This is a genomic window from Anaerocolumna aminovalerica (genome assembly GCF_900115365.1).
GTDB classification, from domain to species: domain Bacteria; phylum Bacillota; class Clostridia; order Lachnospirales; family Lachnospiraceae; genus Anaerocolumna; species Anaerocolumna aminovalerica.
The window spans coordinates 49,392-67,976 of the sequence record NZ_FOWD01000008.1 but is presented as its reverse complement, the minus strand read 5'-3'; the positions used below and the strand labels follow the sequence as shown (position 1 = coordinate 67,976).

Here is an 18,585-nt window from a genome sequence, read left to right as displayed (position 1 = left end):
TATTGAATCTTAGATTGTATTAACCCTTATCTTATCCCAATACCATGCATGAGTGGCAGTGACATTACGGTATTTAAATAATAATACTTTATTTTAGAACAAAATATAGAAAAAAGCAATATAAAGTAGGAAAGAATAAAGGAAGGGTAATAAGTATTTTCCTTGCATTTCCCAGTTAGTTCATATAGAATAACTTTATTAGTATGGTTTTATTGAAAGGAGGAGAACGGCTTATGGAAGGTAGTGAACGAAGAGAAAAACTGTTGGAGATACTTAAGGGCTCTAAGGAACCTGTTTCAGGAAGCGAACTTGCGGGGAAGTTAGGAGTAAGTCGTCAGGTTATTGTTCAGGATATAGCTCTGCTGAGAGCAGTGAATAAGAATATTCTTTCTACCACCAAGGGTTATATTCTCTATTATCAGGAGAGTCAAAAAGTAAACCGCTGCTTTCTGGTGAAACATACTACAGATCAAATAGAGGATGAACTGTTAACTATTGTGGATAACGGAGGAAAAGTATTAGACGTTATTGTTTCCCATGATATATATGGTGAGATTTCAACCAATCTGATTATAAGTAACCGGCAAGATGTATATGACTTTGTTCAGAAAATCAAGTATAAGAAAACGGTTCCTTTAAAGGAATTGACGGACGGTATCCACCTTCATACTGTAGAAGCGGATACGGAAACCATATTAGATAACATAGAAGAAGCTTTGAGAAGAAAGAATTATCTTTTGACATTCTAACATGATATTGATAAAATAATTTAGAAAGTAATTGAAGAGGAAGTGCAAGCATGTCATATACTGCTCTTTATAGAAAGTTCCGCCCAACTGATTTTAACGATGTAAAAGGTCAGGATCATATTGTGACTACATTGAAGAACCAGATTAAAGCGGACAGAATCGGTCATGCCTATTTGTTCTGCGGAACAAGAGGTACCGGTAAAACTACAATTGCAAAAGTATTAGCGAAAACAGTAAACTGTGAACATCCGATAGATGGTAATCCCTGTAATGATTGTGCCATGTGTAATGCAATTAATAATCAGACTTCCATGAATGTTATTGAAATAGATGCTGCTTCAAATAATGGTGTTGATAATATTCGTGAAATAGTAGAAGAGGTAAGATACTCCCCTACGGAAGGCAGATTTAAGGTATATATTATAGATGAGGTTCATATGCTTTCAGCGGGAGCTTTTAACGCTTTATTAAAGACTTTGGAGGAACCGCCCTCTTATGTCATCTTTATTTTGGCTACTACAGAAGCACACAAGATTCCTATAACCATCCTGTCCCGGTGCCAAAGATATGATTTTAAGAGAATTACCATAGAAACCATTACAGACAGATTAAAAGAACTGGCAGAAAAAGAACAGGTAGATGCGGAAGAAAAAGCCTTGCGATACGTGGCAAGAATGGGAGACGGATCTATGCGTGACGCCTTAAGCTTGTTAGACCAATGTATAGCATTTTATTTTGGTGAAAAACTGACTTATGATAAGGTGCTTGAAGTCTTAGGAGCTGTGGATGTAGAGGTATTTTCAAGGCTGTTGACCTATATACAAAAGAATGACGTAGCTGCCTGTATGAAGCTTTTGGAAGAACTTATTATATCAGGAAGAGAGTTAACTCAATTTACCATTGATTTTACCTGGTATTTAAGAAACCTTCTATTGGTACAGACTTCTGAAGATGCTTCAGAAATTATAGAGGTATCAACCGAGAATATGGCTGTAGTAAAAGAGCAGGCAAAACAGGTTGATATGGATACGTTAATTCGATACATCCGCATATTCTCTGATTTGTCAAATCAGATTAAATATGCATCCCAAAAAAGAGTTATGGTGGAAGTAGCACTGATTAAATTATGTAAACCACAAATGGAAGGTAATCCGGATGATATAGTAAGCCGTATTAAAGCAATTGAGAATAAATTGGAAAAAGGTATTGTGGCAGCACCCCTGCCAGCAGTGGCTTCCGCTGCAACTTCGGTTACACCGGATGAAGAAAAAAAAACAGTAATTTTACCTAAAGCAGTTCCGGAAGATTTAAAGGAAGTTGCTAAGAACTGGAGTACTATTATGGCTAATACCTCACCCTTGGTAAGATCTTTTTTAGCCAACGGAAGGCCCAGTATAGGCAATAATAATATGCTGTTGTTAGTATTTACAGAGTCTTTGGATAAAGATTTTATTTCTGAGGAATCCCATATAAATGAAATAAAAAATACAATAGCAAAAGTCATTGGAAAAGAAGTGGAAGTACAAACTAAGCTGTTAACTCAGGGGAAGGAAAATATAGAAGATATTCCCGACCTCTCTAAAATATTTAAAAATATAAAGATTGAATATGAGGAATAGGAATTTATAATTCCGTAAGATGGAAGGAGAAATGTTATGGCAAAACGTGGAGGATTTCCAGGAGGAGCAATGCCTGGTAATATGAATAATCTAATGAAACAAGCTCAAAGAATGCAAAAACAGATGGAAGAAAAAACGAAAGAGATGGAAACCAAGGAATGGGAAGCATCTGTTGGCGGTGGAGCGGTTACCGTAAAAGTATCCGGTAAGAAAGAAGTAATATCCGTAGAATTATCAAAAGAAGTGGTAGATCCGGATGATATCGAAATGTTACAGGACTTAATTATGGCAGCTGTTAATGAAGCTTATCGTAAAATGGAAGAAGAATCATCTGCTATTATGGGACAAATTACCGGAGGCCTTAGCGGCTTTGGTGGGGGATTCCCTTTCTAAAAAAGAGATAAATTGATATACAAAATTATATGCCGGAAATATCTTGATTTTTGAGATTTTTCCGGCATTAAAATATTTATTCCATGGTACCGATTATGGTTCTATTATAAATACAGTTTGTTTACCGCATAGGCTGCTATTTATTTTAGAACCTTTTTATATATAAAATTACCAAAAAAGTATATGATATAAATGGTTAATTTATTAATTATTACTTGAATGTTACCAATAAATGGACTATAATTATATCTTATAAGGAGGTGTTTTTATGAACAGGAAATTAAGAAAACTGTTTAGTGTAGTACTATTTTTAGCTATGTTTATTGGAATATTGGGACCAATAAATGTACGAGCTGCAGAAAGTGTGGAAATTAATATTTTAGGTACCAGTGATATGCACGGATTCCTAAGAGCCCACGATTATGCAACAGATACGCCCACAACTAACGGCCTTACAAAAGTAGCTTCCGTAGTAAAAGAAGAACGTACAAAAGATCCGAATCTTCTTTTAGTTGATGCCGGCGATTCTACTCAGGGTAACTTTGTATCAGATTATCGTAATAATGATATTCATCCAGTAGTTAAAGCTATGAATCTGATGAAATATGATACATTTACTTTAGGTAATCATGAATTCAATTATGAATTCTCAAGCTTACAAAATATTATAGCTAAATCCAATGCAACTGTACTTGGGGGTAATATTTATAAGCAGGATGGTACCAGATTCCTACAGCCTTATGTTATAAAAGAGGTAAAGGGAGTTAAAGTTGCTATATTTGGTGTAACTGCTCCTCATGTTGACAGATGGGAATCTGACAAGAGCCATTATGATAACATGAATTTCACTACACCGATGGAAGAAACGGGTAAAATCTTAAAAGAGCTGGAAGGCAAGGCAGATGTTATTATCGGTGTTGTTCACTATGGTGAAGATGGTGAATACGGAGCAGAAGGTATGTATGAAGTAGCCAAAAAGTATCAGGACAAAGTTGATGCATTTTTTATTGGCCATGCACATTCTACCCTTACAAAATACCTTGTAAATGGTGAATTTACAGATGAATATTCCAAAGATGCAAGTACTGTACTTCTTGAAACCGGAAGTAATGGAAAGAATGTTGGTAAAATCACAATTTCTGTTCAAAAGGATGGAGCAGGCTGGAAAGTTGAAGATAAAAAGATTGGAAATATATCTACTGCAGAATACAAAGAAGATGCAGAATTAGTGGAAGCAATAAAAGATATCCATGAAGCCAGTGTAAAGACTGCTAATACAGTTGTTGGCAAAGTGGGCAAGAATTTTTATGACGATCCATTCTTCTTACCGGGAATTCCTAATGCAGTCATTGCAGATGGACCATTGGTTGATTTAATCAATGAAGTACAGTTAGAAGTCACCGGTGCAGACGTATCTTTAGCAGCATTGTTTGATGTGAATTCTAACCTTACTAAAGGTGACTACAAGATGAAAGATGGGGTAAAGGTATATAAATATGATAATACCTTATTTGCTGTAAAGATTACCGGAAAACAGCTAAAAGCCATTATGGAGCTTCAGGCAGGGAACTTTTTCAATCAATATAAAGATGGGGATATTACCATCAGCTTTAATGAAAATATAAGGCTATATAATTATGATATGTTTGCAGGCGTAAATTATCAAATCGATATATCCAAGCCGGAAGGTAAACGTATTGTAAATGTTACATACAAAGGTGCTCCATTGAAGGATAATGAACAGCTTGTTCTTGCATTGAACAATTACCGTTACGGCGGATTAGCTGCAGCAGGATTAATCAGCAGCGATCCCGCAGACGTTGTTTATGATTCAGCAGCTACGGCATCTGTTCCTGCAGTACGTGATATGATATCTGAATATGTTGCAAAACAAGGAAGTATCATGCCTAAAACAGATAAGAACTGGGAAATCATTGGATATAATTTTGACTATGCAGGTGCTGAAAAGGTATATGATATGATTCGTAAGGGTGAAATTGCGATTCCTACTTCTGTAGATGGCAGGACTACCAACGTCAAGGCTGTGAATATGAATGAATTAGTTAAAGCAGGTGTTATTACCCCAGAAGATGCTAAGAGGGTTAGCCAACAACCTGCAAAACCGGCAGAAGAAAAACCGGTAAAAGAGAAACCAGTAAAAGAAGAACCGGTAAAAGAGAATCCGGTAAAAGAAAAACCGGCAAAAGAAAAACCGGCAGAAAAAGAGACAGTGAAACCTGTTGAGGATACAAAATATACTGTAGCAAAAGGTGACTGCCTCTGGAATTTAGCAAAGAAGTTTGGCTGTACAATTTCAGATATTCTTAAGCTGAACAAAGAGATTAAGAATCAGGATCTAATATACATTGGCCAGGTTCTTGTAATTCCTAATTAGGTAATTTAAAATCTTATAAAATGATTTTATGATAAAAGCTTTTCTTTATTTATACTAATACGTTAAAGATATAAATAAAAAATCTTTGTAATTCCGCATATATCCAGAGTGTAGACACACTTGGATTTTATGTTCGATTTTTTATCCATATTTTTACGTATCTTAGTTAAGATAATATAGAAAAGCTTTTATTAATTTTTCTATTATGTTATAATTGTAATAGTGATTTGACTTATAAATCAAAAGAATATGAGGTATATCAATGAATTATTACAGCAGCCAAATTAGCAAATTAATCGAAGAATTATCCAGACTTCCAGGTGTTGGTGCAAAAACAGCCCAGAGATTAGCTTTTCATATTATAAATATGCCGCAAGATCAGGTGAACAATCTATCTCAGGCAATTACGAATGCAAAAGCCAATGTCCGGTACTGCAAGAATTGCTATACCTTAACCGATCAAGAATTATGCCCTATTTGTGCAAGTGATAAGAGAAGCCAGAATGTAATTATGGTGGTGGAGAATCCCAGAGACTTGGCAGCATATGAAAAAACAGGAAAGTATGGTGGGGTTTATCATGTTCTTCATGGGGCAATTTCTCCTATGCTAGGTATTGGACCCGATGATATTAAACTTAAGGAATTAATACAAAGACTTCAAGCAGATGTGGATGAGGTTATTATAGCAACTAACTCAAGCCTTGAAGGAGAAACCACTGCAATGTATATTAGTAAGCTGATAAAACCAACCGGAATAAAAGTGAGCAGAATAGCCAGCGGTGTTCCTGTAGGCGGGGACTTAGAGTATATTGATGAGGTAACTTTATTAAGAGCCTTAGAGGGAAGAGTGGAGTTATAACGGAGGAATTAATATGGCAAATATATTAGTAGTAGATGACTCCCTTTTTATTAGAAAGATTGTTGGCGATATGATACAAGAGGCAGGTCATAGGGTTATAGGTGAGGCAACAGATGGTAATGAGGCAATGATGCAATATCTGAACCTTAAGCCGGATTTGGTTATTATGGATGTAACCATGCCTTATATGACCGGAATCGAAGGGCTTAAGATGATCAAGAAAATTGATCCGAAAGCTAAGGTAATCATGTGTTCTGCCATGGGACAGAAGTCCATGATCATAGAGGCAATACAATTAGGAGCCTCTGATTATGTAATAAAACCGATTAAAAAGAATCGGCTGATTTCTACTATAAATCATGTGCTAGGAGTATAGGGGTAAAAAATAAACTGTCATTCTAAGTATTAAGGCGAATGACAGTTTATTTTTTATTTGAACAGCCTTTTATTTATAAAGGGTATATTTATTAAAGCTATTACAGGCTTTTTCTGATTAATCTATTTCAGCTTCATTTGGATCATCTTTCAGGATTACGCTTAATATTAATGCAACGATGGTACCTGCTGAGATTCCTGAACCAAATAAACTACTTAAGATTCCAGGAAGTTGAGCAACAACATCAGGTCTGAAAGTTACACCTAAGCCAATTCCTAAAGAACTTGCAATGATTAATAGATTACGGTTTGTAAATTTAACTTTTGATAGAGTCTTAATACCGGAAATTGCAACTGTACCAAACATTAAGATACCTGCACCACCAAGTACACAGGATGGCATAATGGATACGATAGTTGAAAGTTTAGGGAAAAGACTCATTAATATAAGAATTACACCAGCTACGATAGCAACAAACTGTGATGCACATTTGGTTAAAGGAATTAATCCTACGTTTTGGCTGAATGTTTGTGCAGGGCCGGATCCTACAAAAGGACAAAGGGCGGAACTTACTGCGTCACCTCTTACACCTGCAACAATATCATCACTGGTCAAGTGTGAACCTGTAACTTCTCCAAGGGTTTCCATAACACCAACAGTTTCAATTACTGTAACTAAATAACCTGCAATAAATGGAACAACGAATTTTGGATTAAAATCAATTCCAAAGCGTGCGATTTCAGGTAACTGTATCCAATCAGCGGAAGCAATTTGTGAAAAGTCAATTAACCCCAATGGAATACTAATAATATATCCGACCACAATACCAATCATAACGGCAGCTGTATTTAACATACCTTTTGCATAACGGTTTAACAGCAGAATAACAAGGAATACAATTGCGGCTACCAGTATGTACATTGGATCACCGTAATTTGGATTACCAACACCACCGCCAATCCAGTCGAATGCAACTGGCATCATAGACATACCCATAAGTGCGATAACTGTACCTGTTACAACTGGTGTGAAAATTTTCATTAAAGGTTTTACAAAAAAGCTAAGAACAAACTCAAAGATTGCTCCTAAAATAGATGCTCCGAAGTAACCTGCCATTCCACCCCCCATTGTGTTGATAATGGTATTAGCAGGAGGTACGAAACCAAAGTCAGTTCCCATAACAGTTGGCAAGCCAACACCGACTCTAAATTTCTTAGGACCAAAACCTCTTGATTGAATAATAGATGCTATACCTGAAGCAAGCAGGGCAGCAGATACCAAATAAGCTGTATCCACTACATTAAGTCCTGCAATTCCTGCAATAATTAATGGAACTGCTACAATACCGCTAAATGCGGTTAAAATATTTTGAAATCCCAATATAATAGCCGTAAGGATTTTAGGTTTGTCAGATACTTGATAAATTAGTCCTGACATTGTTTTTGCTTCTGTTGACTCATTCTTTCCCATGTGTGTTTTCACCTCTCTAAAATTTTAGCTAACCTAGTTATTTATATTAAAAGCAGCAATTACATCTAGAACTATTTAATTTCATTAATTTTCATTCCTTTATTCTTTAAAAGAATGAATCAGTGTTCCTGATTACTGCTGAACTTTTGTATTGAGAGTTTATGCATTATACCATATGTCTAAGAATACAACTAACAAAATATAGTAAAATGTGGTAAAAATAGGTACTAAAAATCCAAAAAAGACATACCTATTTCCTGCCATTACTTAGTACTCTTGCAGGACTCAAATTAAGAATCTAAGAAAAACAGGGCTAGACTGCTTTTCTTAGACCTTAACCTGATTTGTAGCCCAATTAACATAATATTTATATTACAAGGAGTAAAGTGAATGGCTATTTAGTTTATATAAGCAAAGGTTATTAATTATTAAATTCCATTACTTTCAAGAAAATCTTTTAGTAAGTTCATACATACAGATTTTCTATATTCAGCAGAAACTCTGCCTCGAATAGGAACAATTGCTTCGTCAAATGCTGCCAAATATTTTTCCTTCACAGCCTTTGCTTCTTCGATAGTTTTACCAATTAATATTCCGTCAAGCTCCGGTCTTCTGATAACTACATCACTTACAGCACCGAATGCAGTCATACAGTTCATAATCTTACCGTCTTTTATGTCAAGTATCCCTGCAAAAGATACTCTGGAGATCGCTAATGCGTTTCTTGCTCCGATTTTCTTGTAATAATAATTATCAAGTCCTGTTTTACTCATAAGTATTTCTACCAAAAGTTCATCATCTTGTATAGCCAGTTTTTTTCTTCCTAAATAAAATTCCTTAATTGGAAGAATACGTTCTCCTTTACTGCTTGCAAGACGTAGTTTAGAGTCGGTTGCAAAGAAGATTAATACACTATCTCCTTTTGGAGAGCCGTTACAGATATTACCGCCAACAGTTCCTAAGTTACGGATAGCAGGAGCAGCAATTTCAATTACAGCGTCTTTTAAAATCTGAGGAATCAGTTCGCTATGATAAACTTCTGTAAATGTACTGGCAGCACCAATGCGTATATATTCATCATCTGCTGTGATTTGTTTTAATTCCGGTATCTTGTTCAGAAACAGGTAGGAAGCATTATCATCTGCTTCAATCATTAAATCGGTACCGCCTGCATATGGAGTTACTGATTCTCTACCTCGTATTTCCAGAGCTTCTTTTAAGGATGTTGCAAAATAACTTTTTACCATAGTCCTTTACCCTCCTTTGCTGCAATGCCGATTGCCTCTACAATAGCATTATAACCGGTGCATCTGCAAAGATTTCCAGAGATTCCTCTGCGAATATCTTCTTCGGTAGGATTTGGATTCTCTGCAAGTATACTTTCAGAAGCAAGCATCATGCCAGGGATACAGAAACCGCATTGTACAGCACTAACAGAAGCATATGCTTTTTCAAGAACTGAGAAACGGTCTGTATGACTGTATCCTTCAATTGTCATAACAGTACTGCCTTCAATGCTTCCCATAGCTACCATACAGGAGTTAACCAGTTTTCCATCAAGGATTACGGAACAGGCGCCGCATTCGCCTTCTTTACAACCACATTTTGCACCTGTAAGGCGGAATTCATTTCTGATTACATCCAATAAGCGTTCATTTTGGTTTGCATTGCTTGTAACTTCTTCGCCATTAAGAATAAATTTAACCATTACTTTTCCACCTCCTGTAAATATTTCATGGCATCCTCTTGTGTATAAGGAATGTGATAAATGTTATTTTCAAGTGCGTTCTCTAAAGCATCAATGTAGGCAGGAGCAGGACCAACGCATGGTAATTCTCCGGCACCTTTTGCACCATAAGGTCCTTCCACATAAGGAACTTCAATAATATCTGTAACAAGGTTCGGTATATCCATTGCAGTAGGAATAATATAATCGCTGAAACTATTGTTACGAATGATTCCTTTTTCATTATAGTTACATTGTTCCATAGAAGCGTATCCAATGGATTGTAAGAAACCACCCTGCATTTGACCATGTAAAATGTTTAAATCAAGAGGGGTACCTACATCATATACACCCCAAGCACCAATTACCTGAGTAGTAGCAGTAATAGTATCTACTTCCAGTTCAATTACATTAACACACCAAGAGTAAGTAGGATAAGCATCTCCGTGGAATATCTTAATATCAAATGGAATTAAGAAATCAGGATGAACATAATGTTCCTCAATTAATTGCTCTTCTCCGGATTTCCATTGTTCTTTTAATTTCTCAGCTGCACGTTTTATTAATTGTCCTACTACCATTAAAGAACGGCTGGCAACAGTAGGACCAGAATCTGGTACTCTGTCTGTATCTGGGTTTGAATAGATTACCTTATCTAACGAAATACCTAAAGTATCAGCTACTATTTTACTAAATGTAGTTTTTGCACCCTGACCCATATCTGTAATACTGATAAGAATCTCAACAGTATCATCTGCATTTTTCTTTAGCTTTGCAATAGCTTTGATGTAGTCTCTTTCACCGCTGCCGGTAAAACCACATCCGTGATAAACCAGAGATATACCAATTCCTTTACGATATCTTCCAGTTTGATTTTTATAAAGTTCACGTTTCTTTCTAAAATCAGATAATTGATCAGCTCTCTCAATCATTTCTGGAAGTGGAACATGGAAATGGAATTTACCACTTGTAGAGGTAGCATCCCCTTGCTTTACCATGTGCTGTTCCTTGAATTTAAGGGAATCAACGCCTAACTGCTTTGCAATATGAATCATTATCATTTCTACAGCAAAGAAGGTTTGAGGAGCGCCAAAACCACGCATTGCTCCATTAGGAAGGGTGTTGGTTTTCTTAGCATCACCAGTTACTCGTAAATTCTCAATATTATAGACACCACTTGCTCCAATGATACCACGTTGTAAAACTACGCTGGATAGGGTTGTATAGGCACCACTATCATAGATTACATCAATATCCATACCGGTAACTTTACCGTCCTTCACAGCTACTTTATAGGTACAAATAGAAGGATGACGTTTTGAAGTAAATTCCATGTCTTCTCTTCTGTCAAATACATATTTAACAGGTTTGTTTGCTTTTTTTGCAGCTACAGCAAGCTGACAGGCAAGTATGGACGGAAAATCTTCTTTACCACCAAAACCGCCACCAGTTACATCTTGAACAATACGTATATCCTTTCTATCGTAGCCTAATGCTTTTGCTACTGCACCAAATACATAGTATGGACATTGCATGGAACCGCGAACAGTCATACGTCCTTCCTCTGGATAAGCAATTAAACCATTAGTTTCCAGATATGCTTGCTCTTGATGACCAGTTTCAATGGTTTCAGTTATAACACGATCTGCTTCTTCAAAGGCTTTGTCCACATCACCTTTGGCATAATTGAAATGAAAGAAAGCAACATCTGACTTACGAACATCTAATACAGGTTCTAATTCTTCGTAATCTACAACGATTTCAGACAGAATTCTTTCAATTCCTTTTTTATCCGGTCCCACTACCATAAGAATAGGATCTCCTACATATTCTACGGTATCTTCGGGAAATACAGGCATATCTTCCTCAACAACATGTATCTTGTTCTCTCCCGGAACATCATTCTTATCAACAATACAATATCCGGCAGGAATTTCAGGAAGAATAATGTTTTTGATTCTTGCTTTTGCTTTGGTGGAACGCAACATTTTGCCATAAAGCATGTCTTCCATCACTATATCATCCACATATAGTGCTTGACCGCTAATTTTGGCGTCGTGATCCCTTTTTTTTACAGACTTACTTATAGCTTCCATATTTACCTCCTACAACTTAGTTTAAAAGGTTACCTTAAAAATTTGTTAAAAGTTTGGCTAATAAAGGTATATTTAACTGTAAATATCAGATTTGAATTAATCTGTTCTTAAGTATGATAAAGCACAAATAAAAATGCTTTACACAAAATAAATAACCCATAACCTATAACAATCTCACTAAGAATATTATAGGTTATGGGCGATTTTTCGTCAAATTCTTTTACAAAAGAACTCGAATTAGAAATTCTTTATATACTTAGAACAACCTTTTAAACTCCGCTTCTGCAAACTTTCGTACATTATGTTCAAATTCCAGATACTTTTCCAGAAACTCCAGACCTTCTTTTGTTAAATAGGTATTTCCACCGTTACTTCCTCCGTGTATTCTTTCAACAACGGCATATCCAAGCTCTTCTTCTAATTTATTTAGCATGGACCAGGCTTTGCTATATGAGAGAGCAATGTGCTTACAAGCATTTCGTACAGAATGGGTTTCTTTAATCAGCATCAATAGCAATTTTGTTCTGGAGTTAAAGAACATGGATTCTTTTTCAATGCTGATCCTTAGGAAAGGATGGTAAATGTGCTCATTATGTTCTTTAAGTAATGCATCCAGCCGATCCATGTCATCAGTGTCATGAATAATACCTTCATCCTCTACTTCCATAAGCTTTCGTTTTACTTCCAGGCTTTGAACGGCTCCCCGTAGTCCCTGGGGCCCATTATAGGATAGAATGGAGGGTAGTAATTTATTATCTATTAAGAGGGGGTGCCCGGCTCTTCCCTGATAAGAAGGCGCAATAAGGGGTTCACCGGAAGTAATCATTTTAACAATAGTATCTGGTGTAAACATAGGAATATTGACCGGTGTAAATACAATCTGGTCGCATTTTTCTTTTAAATACTCAAATCCGATTTTTGCAGAATCAAACATCTGAGAGTGTTCATATTCTTCATTTCGAAGGAATATAACTCCATAGTCGGATAAATCGTATTCAATATCTTCTGCGGCACATCCTGTAACCACAACAATAGGGGAGATTCCGGCTCTTTGAAAAGTCAATACAATTCTTTTTATTACCGTTATAGATCCTATTTTAAGAAGTGGATCGGATTTACTTTTCTTTGATGTTTTACCTGCGGCAACAATAATCCCGCCTGTTTCTTTTAGCTTTTTATAATTCATATACCCATACCTCTTTACTATACTTTTTCTAAAAGCTTTCATATACGAAAGGGTAACATAATACTATTCTACACGGAAAACCTTAAGTTTTCAAGGTTATTTGGCATATATGTATATATTTTAGCATTGGATAACATTGGTCTATGTGAAATTGAATGTTATTATATCTTTATAGATTTGAACAGTTTTGGTCATATTGCTTAGCTTAACCCAAAAGTTACACTTTAAATTGAGCAACTGCCCCTTGTAATCTTATAGCTAATTCAGACAATTTGTTGCTGGAGTTTGCAATTTCTTCTACAGAAGCGGTTTGCTCTTCAGTAGTTGCAGATGCTTGTTCAGTGGCGGCGGCATTTTCTTCAGCGATGGCAGAAAGATTTTGTAATACATCCAGAATACTCATTCGCATCTTATCCATTTCATCTCCGGAAAGGTTTAATTGAGAAAGTGATGCATTGGTGATTTCCATAGCTTCTGCAATTTGTTGGTATTTATCTTTACTGTTATTTACGCTTCTGGCCTGCTCCTCAGATATATTGGATACCCTTTCCATGGTTTTTACAGCATCGTTAGTATTTTGCTGTAATTCAGCCACTATAGTATTTATAATTTTAGTAGAAGCTTCTGATTGTTCAGCAAGTTTTCTGATTTCTTCCGCAACAACCGCAAATCCTCTTCCTGCTTCACCAGCTCTTGCTGCCTCTATAGCTGCATTTAAAGATAAGAGATTTGTTTGTGAGGCGATGGATTCAATTACTTTACTGGCTTCACCAATTTGGTTGGAACTATCGTTGGTTTTTATAATTACCTGATAGATTTCATTAACAGCTCCGGTACTTTCGGTGGTTATTTTGCTTAATGAATCAATTTCATTAATTCCGTTACTGACTACATCGTTAACCTTGTCTTTGGATTGATTTACCTCATTTATATATCCGTAAACCTTTTTAATGGTTTCACCTAATTCAATTGCCTTGGTAGTGCCTAATTCAGTAGAACGTGCTTGTTGGGAAGCTTCGTTAGCGATTTCTTCTACTGTTTTTGCTACTTCTTCTGCGGCATTTGCCGTTTGCTCAGAAGTAGCGGTAAGTTCCTGGGAAGAAGCGGCTAACTGTTTGGAGGAATCATTGATTTCCCTGATAATCTTACGCAGTTCAAGAAGGATACTTTGCAGTGCATTTGCAAGTTCACCTATTTCATCCTTTTTCTTTAAATCCTTTTTATCTACATCTTCTGATAAATCTAAGTTTGCAATTCTTTTAGAATACTCAACGCCTTTTATAATTGGCTTTGTAATTGAATTGCCTAATAGATAAGTAACAAGGATGCTTATCAGTAAGATAACTGCAAGTACAATTATAATAATCCTCTCCAGCATAGGCAATGCAGAAAACAATTCGTTTTCAGTAGCTGTTATAGCAATAATCCAATCGGTACCTTCAATGGGAGAATAGCCTGCATATAGATTTTTACCTTCAAAAGTATAATCATAAAATCCATTTCTCTTACTGATCATTTCTTCAAACAATCGGGATAAAGAGGTTAAATTCTTATTATTCTTCACTTCTTCAATGGGATTAAATTGAGAGAATACTTTATTTTCATCAGGATGACCGATAACAGTTCCATTACTGTCTATAACAAATCCATATCCCTCTTCCCCATAGCCGGTGTCATTTACCATATTAGTTAAAGCTTTTCCGTCTCTGCGGCCTAATAATGCACCTACTACTTTACCGCCATTTTTAATAGGTATTACTTGTAGGAGAGACAACTCACCAGTTCCCGGATCGGCACGAAAGAGAATTACTTCTTCTTCCCCTTCAATTGCTTTCAAGGTTGGATCGGACTTTTCCAACTGTGTAGAATTTCCTTTAGAATAATTGACTGTTCCATTTAGCTGGATAACACCCATTTCTATAAAATCCGTATTGGCTAACATACTTCGCAGAACAGGTTGTTGATTTTCCCAGTCCATACTTCTGATATCCTGTAATTCTGCTATGGTTTTTAAAGAACGTCTTTGAGTTTCCAGTCGGCTTTCTTCTAACCTGGCAGCATCATAAGACATGGTTGTAAGTGATTGCTTTGCCTCCTGTGTGATAATATAGTTTGCTACTTGAAATGATATTATGCTCAAAATAATAGAGGATAATAAAACTAAAGCGGAAAAAGATAAAATAAGCCTTGTTTTAATGCTTTTTTTGAATCCTAATTTTATTTTTTTCATCTTGCTCTCCCTTTTAGTATAAAATGATTTTTCTGTTTTTTATATAAAGTGGGATTGTTGCTTACATGAAAAGAAAGGTGAATAAATTAAGAAAGCCTTTTATTATAAAATAAAAGGCATAGTCAATATACTACTGATGCAACCGGCTGTCATGTTTGTAAAAACGAAGACCCTTGGCTTTGCGTCCCTATCTTTCGATAAGTTTGCCCCTTTATATAGTTTCTATTGGTATAATATACCTTTTGCTAAGGAAAATCAACTCTTTTTCGATAATAACTTCTTTTATTCGACACACCGAAAGTCGGAATCTTTTGATTCTATTCATAAATGGGATGATATTTATAAAATTATAGAAAAAGAAAAGATGTTTATTATATACGAATCAAGTAATAGCGTATTAATTTTACTAGAGCGCTTTTTTTACAGTGATAAAGAGTTGGCAAAGGTAAAAGAATTAATTAAAGAAAAAATGGATGCAGGTAAATATAAAATGCTAAAAAATAAATAAAGTGTAGAAATGTCCCATTCCTTTACTCCAATTTTATGTAATTTCCTAACTGTGTTAATTTATAATAAGTAAAATTATTATGGGGAAGAAATAAGATGAGAAATAAGGACAATATTATAAGCTGCCATTCTTCTGCTTCTGATTCTGCATTTGAATTTATACATAGAATGACAGCTTAGTATCTTTTAACTTTTCTTTTAAAAAAGGTTATCTTTCAGGTAATTGGCAGCCTTCATCTGTACATACAGCGCCTTCTCCACCATTAATTTGTTCAAAAGATGAAGTTTGATTTTCCTCACTCCATACTTTTTCCAAGGTATCCATAAATAAATCCAAAGGTTGTGCTCCGGATATGGCATATTTTCTATTAAATACGAAGAAAGGCACTCCTTGCACTCCTAATTGTTTTGCTTCCTTTTCATCAGCACGTACAGCATCAGCATAATCATTGCCGGATAAAACCCTTTTCACCTTTTCCTGATCTAAACCAACTTCTACGGCCAATTTTGTTAATATATCTTTATCTCCGATAAATTTCGATTCTGTAAAATGAGCTTTTAGAATTCTCTCGGCTAATTCAGCACCTTTTCCGGCTTCCGTTGCGTACTTCGCAAGTCTATGTGCATCCAAAGTATTTGTTTGTACCATAGTATCGAAATTATAATTTAATCCTACCGTAGCAGCCTTTTGGATAACCTGTTCATTCATGGTCTTTACCTGTTCTATAGTCATATTATATTTTTCAGCTAAAACTTCGTCTACGGATAAACTTGTATCACTTTCCCCATTTGGATCCAGTTCATAGCTTTTAAATAAAACTTCCACCTGATCATTATGAGAAAATTTATTTAGTGCTTGTTCCAACAGTCTCTTACCAATATAACAAAAGGGACATACAAAATCAGACCATACTTCTATTTTCATAAAATACCTCATTCCTACTAGGAAAACGATCTAATATATTCTCCATAGATTTTTCTATTTAATTTTTATACTACCATAAGTGTATGAATTTTCAATAGAGAGATACTAATTGATATTTATTATCAATTAGTATTTAATAAAAAGTGCTTTATTAAAATTAAGCAAATTTATAATTGATGCAAGACTCCAACATTTATTAATTTTAAATCTAATCAAAAAAAGAAGCTCCGTACTTTATGAGAGTTTCCTTTGATACTGGTTATTTAGCTCATTCTAATATAAAATTGTGAATTACCCTTATTTACCCTCCAATAATATAGGAATAAATTTGTACAAATTGACCAATAAAAAATTGTATTTTATTTAACAATGACTATTGTAGAATAAATTAATGCGTGATAATATATGTATATACAAAAATTTTGTATGACACAAAAAGTTTTTGTATTTAATTAAAACAAGCACTGAATTTTAAAAATACAAACTAATTTTTTGCCTTAATACTTGCATTTTTGTTAGATTTTGAGGGACGTTAATATTGCAATAGGAGTATATGGTTAATACACCATTTTTATTATAATTCTGTTTATATGTAGTAAATGAAAGGCTGATTGAGAGAACATTTAATAAAGGAAATGGTTTTTCCTTTGTTAGAAGTAATAAGAAAACAGGAGGATACGGATTTGAGTAAATCAAATAATAATAAAAGTAAAGCATCGGTGTTTGATTTATATGGAGTACCTGATATGAAGCAGGCATTTCCACTAGCTATGCAGCATGTAGTTGCCATGATAGTAGGATGTATTACACCGGCAATTGTAGTTGCTGCAATAGCAGTAAGCCAAGGTACTATAAAACCTTCCGATACGGTAATTTTAATTCAGGCTGCTTTATTAAGTGCCGGACTTGCAACTATCATTCAACTCTTTCCAATAGGCAAGGTTATAGGATCCGGTCTTCCTGCCATTATGGGTGTTAGTTTTGCCTATTTGGCTACTTTACAATCTATCGTTTCGCAATTTAATATTGCTACTGTATTTGGAGCACAGTTAGTAGGTGGAGTTATTTCTATTGTTGTTGGTTTATTTGTTAAAAGGTTAAAACCTTTATTTCCACCTTTGGTAACAGGAACTGTTATACTGACTATTGGATTGTCTTTATATCCTACGGCAGCTAACTATATGGCCGGTGGTGCAGGATCTGCTGATTATGGCAGTATGAAGAACTGGGCGGTAGCGGTTATAACATTAATTGCAGTAACATATTTCAGTCATTTTTGTAAAGGAACTTTAAAATTAGCCTCTATATTATTTGGTATGATCGTTGGATATGTTGTTGCGTTCTTTATGGGAATGGTTAATTTTAGCGAAGTAGGAGCAGCTGCCTGGGTACAGATGCCGAGACCTTTTTATTTTGGAATCAAATTTGAAGCATCTGCGATTATATCCATGGCGTTGTTGTTTATCATCAACTCCATTCAGGTAATTGGTGATATGTCAGCCGCCACCGTTGGCGGTTTGGATCGCGATCCTTCTGATAAAGAGTTATCCTCCGGTATTATTGGTACCGGAGTAGCCAATATGATCGGGTCCATTATTGGGGGATTACCAATCTCCACATTCGGGCAAAATGCAGGTATTGTAGCAACAACAAAAGTAGTAAACCGCTGTGTATTAGGATTGGCAGGAGGAATTTTACTGGTTGCAGGTTTTTTACCTAAGTTTTCATCCCTTTTAACAACGATTCCTTTATGCGTATTAGGGGGAGCTACAGCTTCCGTATTTGCATCCATTACTATGACAGGAATTAAGTTAATAACAAAACAAAAGATGTCTTATAGAAACAATTTCATAGTTGGACTTGCAGTTGCATTAGGAATGGGTATTACATCTGTTCCGGAAGCCCTGGCACTATTCCCGCCTTCTATAATAGCCATCTTTGGAAAGTCTCCGGTAGTATTGGCATCATTAGTGGCAATTCTTCTGAATGTAATACTTCCAAAGGACAAGGAAGAAGCAGAGCAGACATCAACAGCACATAATTAATAGTTAATA

General features: G+C 35.4%; 15 protein-coding genes and 1 riboswitch. Of the genes, 8 read left to right on the top strand and 7 right to left on the bottom strand.

Features of this window, described 5'->3' with window-relative positions:
- Positions 1 to 233: 233 nt before the first annotated feature.
- From BM183_RS06445 to BM183_RS06420, 6 genes are all read left to right on the top strand, one after another.
- Entirely contained in the window at positions 234 to 749 is a 516-nt protein-coding gene (locus BM183_RS06445; protein WP_091685417.1) for a transcription repressor NadR, read from the top strand.
- 50 nt (positions 750 to 799) lie between these two features.
- Complete coding sequence (gene dnaX, locus BM183_RS06440; protein WP_091685415.1) at positions 800 to 2,368, top strand: DNA polymerase III subunit gamma/tau; 1,569 nt, start codon at positions 800 to 802, stop codon at positions 2,366 to 2,368.
- A 36-nt stretch (positions 2,369 to 2,404) separates the two neighbouring features.
- On the top strand, positions 2,405 to 2,761 hold the full coding sequence (locus tag BM183_RS06435) for a YbaB/EbfC family nucleoid-associated protein (RefSeq protein WP_091685414.1): 357 nt from the start codon (positions 2,405 to 2,407) through the stop codon (positions 2,759 to 2,761).
- A gap of 268 nt (positions 2,762 to 3,029) precedes the next feature.
- Positions 3,030 to 5,156, top strand: a complete 2,127-nt coding sequence (locus BM183_RS06430; protein WP_091685412.1) for a 5'-nucleotidase C-terminal domain-containing protein — start codon at positions 3,030 to 3,032, stop codon at positions 5,154 to 5,156.
- 262 nt (positions 5,157 to 5,418) lie between these two features.
- A complete protein-coding gene (gene recR, locus BM183_RS06425) occupies positions 5,419 to 6,015 on the top strand; it encodes a recombination mediator RecR (RefSeq protein ID WP_091685410.1) in 597 nt (198 codons plus the stop codon).
- Between the two features lie 13 nt (positions 6,016 to 6,028).
- Positions 6,029 to 6,391, top strand: a complete 363-nt coding sequence (locus BM183_RS06420; protein WP_091685409.1) for a response regulator — start codon at positions 6,029 to 6,031, stop codon at positions 6,389 to 6,391.
- 117 nt (positions 6,392 to 6,508) lie between these two features.
- Here the strand turns inward: BM183_RS06420 and BM183_RS06415 are convergent, their stop codons facing one another.
- The 6 genes from BM183_RS06415 to BM183_RS06390 form a co-directional block, all read right to left on the bottom strand.
- The gene (locus BM183_RS06415) at positions 6,509 to 7,861 is read right to left on the bottom strand and encodes a uracil-xanthine permease family protein (protein WP_091685407.1); all 1,353 of its coding nucleotides are present in this window, start codon (positions 7,859 to 7,861) and stop codon (positions 6,509 to 6,511) included.
- Positions 7,862 to 8,289: 428 nt separating this feature from the next.
- Positions 8,290 to 9,108 (bottom strand): FAD binding domain-containing protein, encoded by an 819-nt coding sequence (locus tag BM183_RS06410; protein ID WP_091685406.1) that lies wholly within the window; start codon positions 9,106 to 9,108, stop codon positions 8,290 to 8,292.
- Positions 9,102 to 9,569: a (2Fe-2S)-binding protein gene (locus BM183_RS06405; RefSeq protein ID WP_091685404.1), complete on the bottom strand. Its 468-nt coding sequence runs from the start codon at positions 9,567 to 9,569 to the stop codon at positions 9,102 to 9,104. The genes BM183_RS06410 and BM183_RS06405 overlap by 7 nt, the downstream gene beginning before the upstream one ends.
- Positions 9,569 to 11,683 (bottom strand): xanthine dehydrogenase family protein molybdopterin-binding subunit, encoded by a 2,115-nt coding sequence (locus BM183_RS06400; RefSeq protein WP_091685403.1) that lies wholly within the window; start codon positions 11,681 to 11,683, stop codon positions 9,569 to 9,571. The genes BM183_RS06405 and BM183_RS06400 overlap by 1 nt, the downstream gene beginning before the upstream one ends.
- A 256-nt stretch (positions 11,684 to 11,939) precedes the next feature.
- A complete protein-coding gene (locus tag BM183_RS06395) occupies positions 11,940 to 12,869 on the bottom strand; it encodes an NTP transferase domain-containing protein (protein ID WP_091685400.1) in 930 nt (309 codons plus the stop codon).
- Positions 12,870 to 13,086: 217 nt separating this feature from the next.
- Entirely contained in the window at positions 13,087 to 15,099 is a 2,013-nt protein-coding gene (locus BM183_RS06390; protein WP_091685398.1) for a methyl-accepting chemotaxis protein, read from the bottom strand.
- 134 nt (positions 15,100 to 15,233) lie between these two features.
- Positions 15,234 to 15,317, bottom strand: a riboswitch (cyclic di-GMP riboswitch).
- 17 nt (positions 15,318 to 15,334) lie between these two features.
- Between BM183_RS06390 and BM183_RS21635 the strand changes: the two genes are divergently transcribed.
- Positions 15,335 to 15,607 (top strand): YcxB family protein, encoded by a 273-nt coding sequence (locus BM183_RS21635; RefSeq protein ID WP_091685533.1) that lies wholly within the window; start codon positions 15,335 to 15,337, stop codon positions 15,605 to 15,607.
- Between the two features lie 207 nt (positions 15,608 to 15,814).
- On the opposite strand, the gene BM183_RS06380 is transcribed toward BM183_RS21635, so the two are convergent.
- A complete protein-coding gene (locus BM183_RS06380) occupies positions 15,815 to 16,531 on the bottom strand; it encodes a DsbA family oxidoreductase (protein WP_091685397.1) in 717 nt (238 codons plus the stop codon).
- Between the two features lie 746 nt (positions 16,532 to 17,277).
- On the opposite strand from BM183_RS06380, the gene BM183_RS06375 reads away from it, so the two are divergent.
- On the top strand, positions 17,278 to 18,576 hold the full coding sequence (locus BM183_RS06375) for a uracil-xanthine permease family protein (protein ID WP_242960894.1): 1,299 nt from the start codon (positions 17,278 to 17,280) through the stop codon (positions 18,574 to 18,576).
- Positions 18,577 to 18,585: the final 9 nt, after the last annotated feature.

Excerpts from the sequence above, each read along its gene's own strand:
- BM183_RS06395 (WP_091685400.1), bottom strand. The coding sequence starts at position 12,869 with ATGAATTATAAAAAGCTAAAAGAAACAGGCGGGATTATTGTTGCCGCA.
- BM183_RS06420 (WP_091685409.1), top strand. The coding sequence starts at position 6,029 with ATGGCAAATATATTAGTAGTAGATGACTCCCTTTTTATTAGAAAGATT.
- BM183_RS06405 (WP_091685404.1), bottom strand. The coding sequence starts at position 9,569 with ATGGTTAAATTTATTCTTAATGGCGAAGAAGTTACAAGCAATGCAAAC.
- recR (WP_091685410.1), top strand. The coding sequence starts at position 5,419 with ATGAATTATTACAGCAGCCAAATTAGCAAATTAATCGAAGAATTATCC.
- BM183_RS06430 (WP_091685412.1), top strand. The coding sequence starts at position 3,030 with ATGAACAGGAAATTAAGAAAACTGTTTAGTGTAGTACTATTTTTAGCT.
- BM183_RS06410 (WP_091685406.1), bottom strand. The coding sequence starts at position 9,108 with ATGGTAAAAAGTTATTTTGCAACATCCTTAAAAGAAGCTCTGGAAATA.
- BM183_RS06435 (WP_091685414.1), top strand. The coding sequence starts at position 2,405 with ATGGCAAAACGTGGAGGATTTCCAGGAGGAGCAATGCCTGGTAATATG.
- dnaX (WP_091685415.1), top strand. The coding sequence starts at position 800 with ATGTCATATACTGCTCTTTATAGAAAGTTCCGCCCAACTGATTTTAAC.
- BM183_RS06380 (WP_091685397.1), bottom strand. The coding sequence starts at position 16,531 with ATGAAAATAGAAGTATGGTCTGATTTTGTATGTCCCTTTTGTTATATT.
- BM183_RS06390 (WP_091685398.1), bottom strand. The coding sequence starts at position 15,099 with ATGAAAAAAATAAAATTAGGATTCAAAAAAAGCATTAAAACAAGGCTT.
- BM183_RS06400 (WP_091685403.1), bottom strand. The coding sequence starts at position 11,683 with ATGGAAGCTATAAGTAAGTCTGTAAAAAAAAGGGATCACGACGCCAAA.
- BM183_RS06415 (WP_091685407.1), bottom strand. The coding sequence starts at position 7,861 with ATGGGAAAGAATGAGTCAACAGAAGCAAAAACAATGTCAGGACTAATT.
- BM183_RS06445 (WP_091685417.1), top strand. The coding sequence starts at position 234 with ATGGAAGGTAGTGAACGAAGAGAAAAACTGTTGGAGATACTTAAGGGC.
- BM183_RS06375 (WP_242960894.1), top strand. The coding sequence starts at position 17,278 with ATGAAGCAGGCATTTCCACTAGCTATGCAGCATGTAGTTGCCATGATA.